The 11,479-nt window shown below is 73.1% G+C and carries 10 protein-coding genes; 4 read left to right on the forward strand and 6 right to left on the reverse strand.

Going from position 1 to position 11,479, the window contains the following annotated elements; genetic code table 11:
* The 3 genes from NR111_RS10535 to NR111_RS10545 all read left to right on the forward strand — a co-directional run.
* Nucleotides 1-1,337, forward strand: a 1,337-nt coding sequence (locus tag NR111_RS10535; protein ID WP_256820749.1) for an MCE family protein, incomplete at its 5' end; no start/stop codon positions are given.
* The gene (locus tag NR111_RS10540; protein ID WP_256820750.1) at nt 1,334-2,524 is read left to right on the forward strand and encodes an MCE family protein; all 1,191 of its coding nucleotides are present in this window, start codon (nt 1,334-1,336) and stop codon (nt 2,522-2,524) included. The genes NR111_RS10535 and NR111_RS10540, both read left to right, overlap by 4 nt.
* Nucleotides 2,521-3,864, forward strand: a complete 1,344-nt coding sequence (locus tag NR111_RS10545; protein ID WP_256820751.1) for an MCE family protein — start codon at nt 2,521-2,523, stop codon at nt 3,862-3,864. Before NR111_RS10540 ends, NR111_RS10545 begins: the two co-directional genes overlap by 4 nt.
* Nucleotides 3,865-3,968: 104 nt before the next feature.
* Here NR111_RS10545 and NR111_RS10550 read toward each other — a convergent pair whose 3' ends face one another.
* Nucleotides 3,969-4,445 carry a hypothetical protein gene (locus NR111_RS10550; RefSeq protein ID WP_256820752.1) on the reverse strand — a complete coding sequence of 159 codons (477 nt, stop codon included), beginning with the start codon at nt 4,443-4,445 and terminating at the stop codon, nt 3,969-3,971.
* 179 nt (nt 4,446-4,624) lie between these two features.
* Here NR111_RS10550 and NR111_RS10555 point away from each other — a divergent pair, with 179 nt between their 5' ends.
* The gene (locus tag NR111_RS10555; protein WP_163375567.1) at nt 4,625-5,560 is read left to right on the forward strand and encodes a hydroxymethylglutaryl-CoA lyase; all 936 of its coding nucleotides are present in this window, start codon (nt 4,625-4,627) and stop codon (nt 5,558-5,560) included.
* A gap of 8 nt (nt 5,561-5,568) precedes the next feature.
* Here NR111_RS10555 and NR111_RS10560 read toward each other — a convergent pair whose 3' ends face one another.
* From NR111_RS10560 to NR111_RS10580, 5 genes are all read right to left on the reverse strand, one after another.
* On the reverse strand, nt 5,569-6,201 hold the full coding sequence (locus NR111_RS10560) for a hypothetical protein (RefSeq protein ID WP_256820753.1): 633 nt from the start codon (nt 6,199-6,201) through the stop codon (nt 5,569-5,571).
* Nucleotides 6,191-7,369: a CaiB/BaiF CoA-transferase family protein gene (locus NR111_RS10565; protein WP_256820809.1), complete on the reverse strand. Its 1,179-nt coding sequence runs from the start codon at nt 7,367-7,369 to the stop codon at nt 6,191-6,193. The genes NR111_RS10560 and NR111_RS10565 overlap by 11 nt, the downstream gene beginning before the upstream one ends.
* A gap of 94 nt (nt 7,370-7,463) precedes the next feature.
* Nucleotides 7,464-8,942 carry an aldehyde dehydrogenase family protein gene (locus NR111_RS10570; protein ID WP_256820754.1) on the reverse strand — a complete coding sequence of 493 codons (1,479 nt, stop codon included), beginning with the start codon at nt 8,940-8,942 and terminating at the stop codon, nt 7,464-7,466.
* Nucleotides 8,943-9,032: 90 nt separating this feature from the next.
* Entirely contained in the window at nt 9,033-10,358 is a 1,326-nt protein-coding gene (gene hmgA / locus NR111_RS10575) for a homogentisate 1,2-dioxygenase (protein WP_256820755.1), read from the reverse strand.
* Entirely contained in the window at nt 10,355-11,425 is a 1,071-nt protein-coding gene (locus NR111_RS10580; protein ID WP_256820756.1) for a lipocalin-like domain-containing protein, read from the reverse strand. The genes hmgA and NR111_RS10580 overlap by 4 nt, the downstream gene beginning before the upstream one ends.
* Between the last annotated feature and the right edge of the window lie 54 nt (nt 11,426-11,479).

Below are 11,479 nucleotides of genomic sequence, written 5' to 3' on the forward strand. Positions count from 1 at the left end.
CCCGCCCCGGCCGCCCAGGCCGCCCCGCCCGCCCCGCCCGCGCCGGCTGCCCCGGCTGCGGGAGGCCCGCGATGATCCGCCGCGTCGCCACGGCCGCCGCCCCGTGGGTGGCGGGAATGCTCGTGCTGCTGCTCGCCGCGGGCCTGGTGGACCTGCGGGTGCCGTGGCGCCCGTACGAGACCTACACCGCCGAGTTCGTCTCGGCCCGCGGACTCTACGTCGGCGACGACGTCCGGGTGATGGGCGTGCCCGTCGGCCGGGTGACGGCCATCGAACCGCGGGGCGACCGCGTGGCGGTGGACTTCCTCGTCAGCCGCGACCAGCCCCTGCCCGCCGAGGTGGACGCCGTCGTCATGGCCCCCACCCTGGTCGCGGCACGGTTCCTCCAGCTCAGCCCGCCCTACACCGGCGGACCTGTGACCGAGCCCGGCGCCACCATCGGCCTCGAGCACACCGCTGTCCCGGTGGAGTGGAACGAACTCGTCACCCAGCTGCACCGCCTGTCGGGCACTCTCGGCCCGTCCCCGGGCGACGAGACGGGCCCGGCCGGACGCGCGGTCACCGCCGCGGACGAGGTGCTCGACGATCGCGGTGACGACGTCCGCGACACTGTCCGTCAGCTCAGCGCGGCGCTGCAGACCGTCTCCGACGGCCGCGACGACCTCTTCGCCACCGTCCGCAACCTCGAGGCCTTCACCGCCGCGATGGAGGGTTCCGGCGAGCAGATCACCACCTTCAACGAGGTGATGGCGGCGGTGACCGTCTCGGTGTCCCGCGGCCGGGGGGAGATCGGCCCGGCGCTCACCGAGCTCGACCTGGCAGTCGACGAGGTCCGCGACTTCGTCCGCGACAACCGGCAGGTGGGCATCGAGACCGCCCGGACGACCACCGACCTGCTGACGGTGCTGGCCGAGCAGCGCGACGACATCGCCCAGATCCTGCACGTCGCACCCACCGCGCTGTCGAACCTGCAGGGGATCTACCAGCCGTCGCAGAACGCGGTGATCTCGTCTCTCGCGCTGACCAACTTCGCGAACCCGATGCAGTTCATCTGCTCCGCCCTGGCCGCTGCAGAGGAGACCGACGTGCACACCGCCTCCGAGGAGTGCGTGCGACTGCTCGGCCCCACGCTCACCGCGCTGGCGGTGGACTACCCGCCCGTGGCGATCAATCCCAGCCGCGGCGTCGGGGCGCTGCCGCACCAGCTCGACTACACCCACGACCACCTGCGGCCGGCTCCCGCCCTCGCGACCCCCGCCGACGCGTCCCCGACCCCCGCCGGCCCGGCGGACGGTCGCGTCGGCGTGACGGACCTGCTCACCGAGGGCGTCCGGTGACCGGGCGGCGCGCCGTGGGCGCGGTGCTGCTGGTGGTGTCGACGACGACGATGAGCGGCTGCGACTGGAAGGGGCTCAACAGTCTCCCGCTGCCCGGGACGGCCGGGGGCGGGCCGGACGGCTACTCGGTGACGGTGCAGCTCGCCGACGTCACCACCCTGGACCGCAATGCCCGTGTCCGGGTCGGCGACGTGACGGTGGGCCGCATCGCCGACATCGGCCTCGGCCCGGGGTTCGCCGAGGTGACGGTCGACCTCGACGGGGAGGTCCGCCTGCCGCGCAACGCGACGGCCCGGGTGGGGCAGAGCAGTCTCCTCGGTGCGTCCCACCTCGAGCTGTCGGCACCTCCGGGCGAACCCGCCGAGGGCACGCTGTCCGACGGCGACCTCGTCCCGGTGGAACGCAGCGGCGGGTACCCCACCACCGAGCAGACGCTGGCCACGCTCGCGGCGGCACTCGGCGGCAGCGGCCTGGCCCAGGCGGCGGAGGTCTTCGGGGAACTCGACGTCGCGATGACCGGCCGCACCGACGAGGTCCGGGCGGTGGTGGGACGCCTCAGCGAGCTGCTCACCGGGCTCGAGGCGCAGAAGGAGGACATCGTGGTGGCGTTGGAGGCACTGGAGAGGCTCTCGGCCGAACTCGCGGTCCGGAGCGACGAGCTGGAGGGCGGGGTCGCCGACCTCGGGCCCGCACTTCAGGTTCTCGCGCAGCGGCGGCAGCGGCTCGTCGAGGCCACCCGCGCGGTGGACACCGTCACCGCGACCGCGGGCCGTGTCGTCGAGGCCTCCGGCGGTGACCTCCGTGCCGGTCTGGAGTCCCTCGACCCCGTCCTGCAGGGACTGGCGGATTCGGGGGACTCGCTCACCGAGTCCCTGCGCTACCTGGCCACCTTCCCGTTCCCGCTGGACACCTACCGCAACGCGGTGCGCGGGGACTACGCCAACGGCACGGTCATCCTCGACCTTCGGCTGCCGGTCCTGGACACCGCGCTGCTCATCGGCACACCGTTCGAGGGGTCGCTGGCCTCGCTCGACACCATCCTGGGCGTACCCGCCCCACCCGTGGAGCCGGCCCGCGACGGGCTCGGCGACGTGCTCGCCCCGCCACCGCCACCGCCACCGCCACCGCCACCCCCGCCACCGTCGCCCGAGGCCGCGCCCGCCCCCGCAGTGGAGGCCGGCGCATGAGGCGCGGCTGGCGGGGGATGAGCGGCGCCGACCGCACGATGGCGCTCAAGCTGCTGGCATTCGTGTTGGTCGGCACCGTGGCGTTCGTGCTGGTGGTGTTCTCGTTCGCCCGCATCCCGCAGCATCTCGGCTGGGGCCGCGTGGAGGTCACGCTGGAGATGCGCGACGCGTCCGGGCTGTACCCACGGGCCAACGTCCTCTACCGCGGGGTCGAGGTGGGGCGGGTGCGTCACCTCGAGATGACCCCGGACGGTGCGCGGGCGACACTGCTTCTCGACGGTGACGCGCAGATCCCCGCCGACGCGACGGCGTACGTCGGCGCGATGTCGGCGGTGGGGGAGCTCATCGTCGACCTGGTCCCCGAAGCGACCGGCGGCCCCCACCTCTCCGACGGCGACGTCATCAGCGCCGACCGGGTCCGCCCGCCGGTGTCGGTGTCCGAGACCGTGGACCTTCTCGAGGCCACCCTGGACTCGGTGGGCCCGGCGCGACTGACCTCACTCGTCGACGAGGCCTCGCGCGGCGTCGGCGGCGCGGGACGCGATCTGTCCTCCTCCGTCGACGCGCTCACCCTGCTGGCTGAGGGCGCCGGACGCGATCGCGAGCAGTGGGCGGCGTTGCTCCGGCAGACGGCGCCGCTGCTCGAGGCGCAGGCCGCGTCGTCGCCGGACGTGCGCGAGTGGGCCGCGGCGGTGGACCGCGTGGCGGGCGACGTGGCCGCCGCCGACCCGGCGCTGCGCGGGGTGATCGCCGGGGCGCCGGCCGCGGCGGGCGAGACGATCAGGGCCTTCCAGGAACTGTCGCCGACGTGGCCGCTGCTGCTGTCCAACCTGGTGACCGTCGAGCAGGTCGCGGCCGTGTACACACCGTCGATCGAGCAGATCCTCGTGCTGTTCCCGGCCATCATGGACTCCACCCAGTCGGCCGCGCTGCCCAACTCCGGTGAGGCGATGCCCGCCCAGAACACCTTCTTCGTCAACAGCTACAACGACCCGCCGCCGTGCACCACGGGATTCCTGCCGGCTGACCAGCGGCGTTCGCCGACCGAGCTCGACGTGCCCGAGACGCCCCGCGACCTGTACTGCAAGGTGCCGGAGGACTCGCCCGTCGCGGTGCGCGGCGCCCGCAACATGCCGTGCATGGAGTACCCCGGGGTCCGTGCCGCCACGGTCACGCTGTGCCGGGAGAAGGCCGGGGCCGCGGGGGTCTCCGTGGTCGCCACGCCGCGCTCGTACGACCGGGGCACCGGTGTGTATCCCACCGCCGGCGCGGGGGTCTCGGCGTTCGACCGTCCGACCGGCCCGGTGGACGTCGGTGATCTGCTGTCCCCGCCCCGGTGAGCCGGCGTCGATGTCCGCGCCGGTGACGCCGCCCCCGGTTGTACACGCCCCGGATGTCCGAGCCCCAGGTGCGACCCCCGCGGAGGAGCGCGCCGTCGCCGGGGTCAGCGCGGCGTGAACCCCGAGACCAGCCACCGGTCCCCGTCGCGGATCAGCCCCACCTCGACCACGGTCTGGAGTACATGGGGGATGCCGTCGGCGCCGATCGTGTGGCGGTCCAGAAAGACGACGACGAGCGCGTCGTCCCCGTCCAGCCCCGCGAGAGCCGAGCCCGCCGAACGCGCCGAGGAGGCCACCTGACCGGCGGTGCTGCGCGGCACGGTGACCTGCCGGCTCTGCTCGCGGAAGCGGTCGAGGAACGGCGGGGCCAGGAGTGGCTCGGCGGCGGCGAGGTCCTCGGCCACGGTCTCGGGCCGGTAGTCCAGGACCGCCAGTGAGGCGGCCTCCGCCGCGGCCACCGCACCGGCGGCCAGCCGCTGCCGTTCCGCGGCCCGTCGGTCGACCACGGTCAGGCCGACCGCGGCGACCGCCAGCACCATCAGCAGCACGACCAGGACGTTCCTGACCCGCGCGCGGCTCACCGTGCCGCCACCCGCCGTGCCTCCACCCGCCGTGCCGCCACCCGCCGTGCCTCCACCCACCGTGCCGCCACCCGCCGTGCCTCCACCAACCGTGCCGCCACCCGCCGTGCCTCCACCCACCGTGCCGCCGACCGACATGTCAGGCCCCCCGCCGCACGCCGATACGGGAGGATGACCCCATGACCACGCACCCGATGAGTTCCGTCGCCGTCCGCGACGTCGCCCTGCGCGACGGGCTCCAGCTCACCGACGGCAGGCTGTCCACCACCTCCAAGGTCGAGCTCGTGCGGACCCTGCTCGGCCTCGGGGTCCCGGAGCTCGAGGTGGGGTCCATGGCCCGGCCGGACCTCGTCCCGGCACTGGCGGACACCCTCGACGTCGTCGGCGCCCTCGAGGAGTCCGACCGCGACCGCTGCTGGGTGTGGGTCGCGACCCCGGGCCACGTCCGCCGGGCCGCGGACGCCGGCGTCCGCCGGTTCCAGTACTGCCTGTCGGTGACCGACGAGCACAACACGGCCAACATCGGCCGCGACACTGCGACCAGCATGGACGCACTCCCGGAGGCCGTCGAGGCCGCCGCGGCGGTGGGCGGCACCGTCCAGCTCTGCCTGGCGACCACGTTCACCTGCCCGATCACCGGGCCGGTCGATCCGGCGCGCGTGCTCGAGCTGGTCGCCGACCCGCGCGGCGAGGGCACCGTCGACGTGGTGTTGGCAGACACCCTCGGCCAGGCGCACCCGCGGCAGGTGGGCGACCTCGTCGCCGCCGCTGTCGAGCCGGCCGGTGACCGCCGGATCGTCTTCCACGGCCACGACACGTGGGGGATGGGCGTGGCCAACACCCTCGCCGCCGTGGACGCGGGAGCGCGCATGGTGGACGCGGCGCTCGGCGGCCTCGGGGGCTGCCCGTTCGCCCCCGGCGCGTCCGGGAACACGGCCACCGAGGACGTGCTGTTCGCCCTGCGCCCCGACTGGTTGGACCCCGGCCGGTTCCACGAGCTGGTCGCAGCATCCGATCGCATGCTGGGCGAGCTCGGCGAGGATTCGCGGTCGCGGGCCTCGGCCGGTGCGCACGGCAACGGCCGCGAGTTCGACTGGACCCTGCCCCGGGGCTGACCTCGCCCTCACACCGCCACCTCGGCCGAGGCCACGACGGCGCGGCCGTCCTCGATCACGGCCTCGATCCGCCAGCGCCACAGCCGCTCACCGGCACGGTCGCCCTCACCGGTGTCGTCGACGTCGTCGGCACCGGCATCGCCGCGCGCCTCGGATCCCGCGTGCGCGGCCTCGGTCCGCGTGTTGCTCACCTCGGACCGGACCGCCACCAGCAGGCGAGCCCGTGCGGGTTCGTCCCCGCTGTCGACGAGCCCGCCGTCGAGGATGCCGCGGACGGCCACGTCTTGCTCGACCCCGGAAGCGACCACCCGCGCGCCGGAGCGCACCTCGTCGTCGTCGACAAGGCGTAGTACCTCCGCCCGTCGTCCGGTCACCTCCTCGCGGAACCGGCCGGTACCCAGGGCGGTGAGCCGATCCAGGGAGGCCTCGGCGTCGCCGGTGGACAGTGACGACAGCAGTACGGCGACCTCGGTGGCAGCGGAGGTCAGGCGCGCGCGGTCAGCGTCGGCGGCGCGGCGCGCCCACACCGACGACGTAGGCACGGCCACGGCGATCGCGGCGGCGAGCACCAGGGCCACCAGCAGCACGGTCGTCAGCGCCGGACGCCTCCCGGCCGCTCCGCGCGGCGGATCAGATGACACCGCGGGCGGCCAGGTCGGACAGGCGATCCGCGTCGATGCCGAGCAGGTCGCGGTAGACGGCGGCGTTGTCGAAGCCGGGCTCCGGCGTCCCACCGCGCCGGACCGAACCCGGGGTGTCGCCGAGGACGGGCACCACGCCGGGGCCGAGCACGGTGTCGTCGACGCCCGGCACGGTGTGCGGCACGATCATGTCGCGGGCGAGGAACTGCTCGTCGCGCACCACGTCCGCGACGGTGTTGACCGGGCCCACCACCACGCCGGCGGCCTCGAGGGTCTCGCGTATCTGCTCGGCGGTGCGCTCGGCGGCCCAGTCGGCGATGATCGCGTCGATCTCGTCCTGGTGCACCCCGCGCGCGGAGTGGTCGACGAAGCGGGCGTCCTCCGCCAGGTCGGGACGCCCCATCGCGGCGCACAGCCGACGGAACACGGTGTCCTGGTTGGCGGCGATGATCACCCACGGCCCGTCGGCGGCCCGGTACAGGTTGGACGGCGCGATGCCCTCCAGTCGGGTTCCGGAGGGGCCGCGCACGACCCCGGCGGCGTCGTAGTCGGGGATCACCGACTCCTGCACCGCCAGGCACGACTCGGTCAGCGCGACGTCGACCACCTGGCCGCGGCCGGTGGTGGTGCGGGCCAGCAGCGCGGCGAGGATCCCCTGGACGGCGAACATGCCACCGAGGGTGTCGCCGATCGACAGGGCCATGCGCGGCGGGGGCATGTCTGGGAAACCGTTGAGGTGTCGCAGGCCCGACACGCCCTCGGCGACTGAGGCGTACCCGGCGCGGGTGGCCTGCGGCCCGGTCTGCCCGTAGCCCGACACCCGCCCGATCACCAGACCCGGGTTGACCTCGTGCAGCCGGTCCGGGCCCAGCCCCCACTTCTCCAGCGTGCCGGGGCGGAAGTTCTCCACCGCGACGTCCGCGCGGGCGACCAGGTCGAGGAAGAGCGCCGCGCCCTCGTCCGAGCGCAGGTCGAGGGTGACGGACTCCTTGTTGCGGGCGTGGACGGTCCAGAAGTGGCGACGACCGTCACGCTCGCCCTGGCCCCACGTGCGCAGCGGGTCCGGGCGGCCGGGGTCCTCGATCTTGATGACCCGGGCGCCCATGTCCCCGAGGAGGCGGCCGGCGAACGGCCCGGCGATGAGGGTGCCCAGTTCCAGCACGAGCATCCCGGCCAACGGGCCCGTCCGCGCCTGCTCTGCGCCCTGTTCGCCCACACCCTTTGTCACGTCCGGTGCCTCCTCGTCCCGCGGGTCGGTGTTCTCAGAACCCTAGGTGCACGGTCTTCTCCTCGGTGAAGGCCTCCAGGCCGCTCACCCCGAGCTCGCGCCCGATGCCGCTGGCCTCGCGGCCGCCCCAGGGCAGCGACGGGTCCGGCACGCCCCAGCCGTTGACCCAGACCGTACCCACCCGCAGCTGCGGGATCACCGAGTGCACGGTGGACAGGTCGCGCGAGAAGATGAACGCGTTGAGCCCGTAGGGGGTGTCATTGGCGATGCGCACGGCCTCGTCGGTGTCGGAGAAGGTGATGACCGTGGCGACGGGGCCGAAGATCTCCTCGCGGGCGATCGTCAGCGAGTTGTCGCTGCGGAACACGGTCGGCTCGATGAAGTAGCCGCGGTCGCCCACCCTGCCGCCGCCGGTGACGAGCTCGGCTCCCTCCGCCCGGCCCGCGTCGATGTACCCCATGATCCGGTCGAACTGGCGCTGGCTGACGATCGTGCCCTGCGTGCTCGCGGGATCGAACGGGTCGCCCACCACCGAGGACTGCGCGAACTCCGCCAGTCCCTCGACCACCTGATCGGCGATCGACTCGTGCACCACCACGCGCGTGCCGGCCGCGCAGACCTGGCCCTGGTGGTAGAAGTTGCCCATCGCGATCCACGGCATGCCCGTCTCCAGGTCCGCGTCGCCGAAGACGAGCTGCGGGGCCTTGCCGCCCAGCTCGAGGGTGACCTTGCGGAACCTGTCCCCGGCCAGCATCTGGATCTGACGCCCCACGCGCGGGCTACCGGTGAAGGTGATCTTGTCCACGCCCGGGTGTGCGGCCAACGCGGCGCCGGCGGTCTCCCCGGTACCGGTGACCACGTTGAACACCCCGTCCGGCACTCCGGCCTCGGCGAGCAGATCGGCCAGGCGGAGCGGGGCCAGTGAGGCGTCCTCGGCGGGCTTGAGCACCACCGAACACCCGGCGGCGAGGGCCGGGGCGACCTTCCACGATGCCACCACGGTGGGGTTGTTCCACGGCGTGATCGCGCCGACCACCCCGAGGGGCTGGCGCAGGGTGAACCCGAACCGACGCTGGTCGCCGACGTTCGGCAGTTGCGCGCTCTGGCCGTAGATCTTGTCGGCGGAGCCGGCGTAGTGGCGGAACACCCCGGCGGCGGCGGGGATGTCCCCACCGACGGTGTGCAGGTAGAGCTTGCCCATCTCCGTGGTCTCGAGGGTGGACAGCTCGCCCGCGTGCTCCTCGATGAGGTCGGCGGCGCGCATGAGGATCCGCCCCCGTTCGGCACCGGGCATGCGCGACCACACCCCGGACTCGAACGACTCCCGGGCGGCGGCGACGGCCCGGTCCACGTCCACGGCGGTGCCGGCCGCGAGTCCGGTGATCCGCTCCTCGGTGGCCGGGTTGACCGCGTCGAGGGTCCCGCCGGCGGCGGGGGCGACGGCCCGGCCGCCGATGCGTAGCCCGGTGTCGGGGAGGGTCAGAGGTGCTACTTCGGGGAACGTCGCGGTCATTGCTTTACTCCTATAGAGGGTGGTGGTGGAACGAGGTGGTGGCGGGACGGGTGGGTCGGGGTGGTGACGACTTCGACGACGACGGCGAGGTCATCCGCGGCGGAAGCGACGCTCTATCCCGGTCCACGACGAGTCGTAGTCGGGTTGACGGTGGCCGGCGTCCATGGCGGAGTCGGTCACCGCCAGGGCCAACCTGGTCTCGAACATGAAGGGCAGCGAGCCGGTGAGCTTCTGCGGCACCAGGTCCGCCTCGCCGGCCATCTCGAAGGTCTCGCGGTCGGCACCGTGCGCGGACCACTGGTTGTGCAGTGACGCCCCGCCCGGGACGAATCCCTCGGCCTTGGAGTCGTGGGAGCCGCGGACCAGCCCCATGAACTCGGACATCTGGTTGCGGTGGAAGTGCGGAGGCCGGTAGGTGTCCTCGGCCACGACCCAGCGGTCGCCGAACACCGCGAAGTCGGCATTCGCCTGCCCCTCGAAGGGACCCGGTGAGGTCAGGACCGTGAACACGGACGGGTCCGGGTGATCCCACAGCGCGGTGTTGAGGGGGCAGAAGTCGTCGAGGTCGAACACGTACGCGGCGTGGTTGCCGTGCCAGGCCACCACGTCGAGCGGGGAGTGGTCCAGCTCGACCGACCACCAGCGACCCCCGAACCGCTGCCACAGCTCGACGGGCTCCTCACGGTCCTCGTACCAGGCGGTGGGGTAGCGGAAGTGGCGGGCGTCGGCCAGGCCGTTCGCGCCGATCGGGCCGAGTTCGGGCAGGGTCAGTGCGGCACCGTAGTTCTCCAGCACGTAACCTGCGGCGGTCTCACCGAGCAGGTCGACGCGGAACCGCACGCCCCGGCAGATCACGGCGAACTCGCCGGGGGAGACCACGAGCCGTCCGAACTCGGTGAGCAGCATGATCGGCCCGGCCTGCGGCACGATGAGCAGCTCGCCGTCGGCATCGACCATGTAGCGGTCGGTCATCGACGCCGAGGCCGCGTACCAGTGGATGCCCACGCCGGTGCGCTGTCCGACGTCGCCGCAGGTCCCGTAGGTCTGGATCCCGTCGAGGAAGTCGACCCCCGGGGCGGGCGCCGGCGGCGGGTTCCAGCGCAGCCGGTTGGGGGAGGCGATCCCCGCGGCCGAGGGTGCGGCCTGCCAGCCGTCGAGCCCGGCGCGCCGGCGGAAGGCGGTGTGGGCGACCGACGGCCGGATGCGGTAGCTCCAGGTGCGGCGCGTGACCGCCCGCGGCTCTGTGAAGGCGGTGCCGGAGTGCTGCTCCGCGTAGAGGCCGAGGGGGGCGCGCTGCGGCGAGTTCTGGCGACGTGGCAGCGCGCCCGGTTCGGCCTCCGTCTGGTGGTGGCCGGCGAAACCGTGCAGGTAGTCGAGTCGCGGGACGCCCGAGGCTGAGGTGCTGTCGGGGCTCACGACAGCGCGACCATCTCGTGGAGGGTCTGTCCGGTGTGGGTCTCCTGCCTACCGTCGATGGTCACGGTGAGGTAGAAGTCGGAGCGGAACCGGAAGTACCCCGGGTGCCCGACGGCCTTCTTGACCAGCTTGTTCAGTGGCGGGCGACCCACCACCGGAACATCGGAGAGCAGATCGTGTGCGTGGACGATCTCCCGCACGGTGAGGGTGAGGTCGATCTTCCCCGGGACCTCGAGGCGCAGGAACGACGGGTACGAGCGGTCGGCGACGGCGTCGAACACCGCCGGCCCCTCGGTGATGTCCACCTCGCCCTCGGACAGCATCACCTCGCGGCCCCGGGCCACCATGATCGGCTGGGACCAGTGGGAGCCGTAGCGCCCGGTGGTCTGCACCATGGCGTAGACCAGAGAGATCTCGTCGGTGTAGAGGCGCCCCCAGTACCACTTGGAGATGATGCGCTTCATGTCCCCGACGCCCCAGTTGTGGTCGTGGTACCCGCGGCCGCTCACCTGCTCGGCACGGCCGTCGACGCTGACGGTGCCCTCGACCCGGGCCCGGGGCGCACCCACGCACCAGGCGAAGTACTCCCGGTCCGTGTAACTGGTGCGGCCGCGACCGGGCATCCACGGCGGCACCTCCGCATGGAAGGTCAGGTCCACGCCGATGCCGTCCTGTTCGGCCTTGACCCGGTAGACGGGCAGACCGTCCACCTCGTCGACCAGGACCGCACTGTGGTGGGCGATCGCGACGTCGACCTTCTCGGTGGAGACACTGAGCTCGGCGTCGGAGTGGTGTCGGTTGGACTCCCTCCGCTGACCGTCCGGGGAGTAGAGGTGGATCTCCACACCGGGTCGGCGCCGGACGAGCTCGCGGCTCTGCAGCATGACCACCACGATCCGGCCGTCGTCGAGGTGGGCGTCGAAGTACCAGTGCTCGAACGCCTGCTTGTCGGAGTCGAGGTGGGCGGCATTGTCCGCGGGCACCACGTCCGTGAGGTGACCGTCCCGGCGACCGGGACCGTTCCACGCCTCGACGATGTTCAGGGACGGGCCTTGCAGGAGGGTCATGGGGATCTCTCTCGGTCGGGGAGCAGGGGAGCAGTGGAATCGGTGGGCCGGGGC

It is taken from the genome of Dietzia sp. Die43, assembly GCF_024519835.1.
In the GTDB taxonomy this organism is placed as follows: Bacteria; Actinomycetota; Actinomycetes; order Mycobacteriales; family Mycobacteriaceae; genus Dietzia; species Dietzia kunjamensis.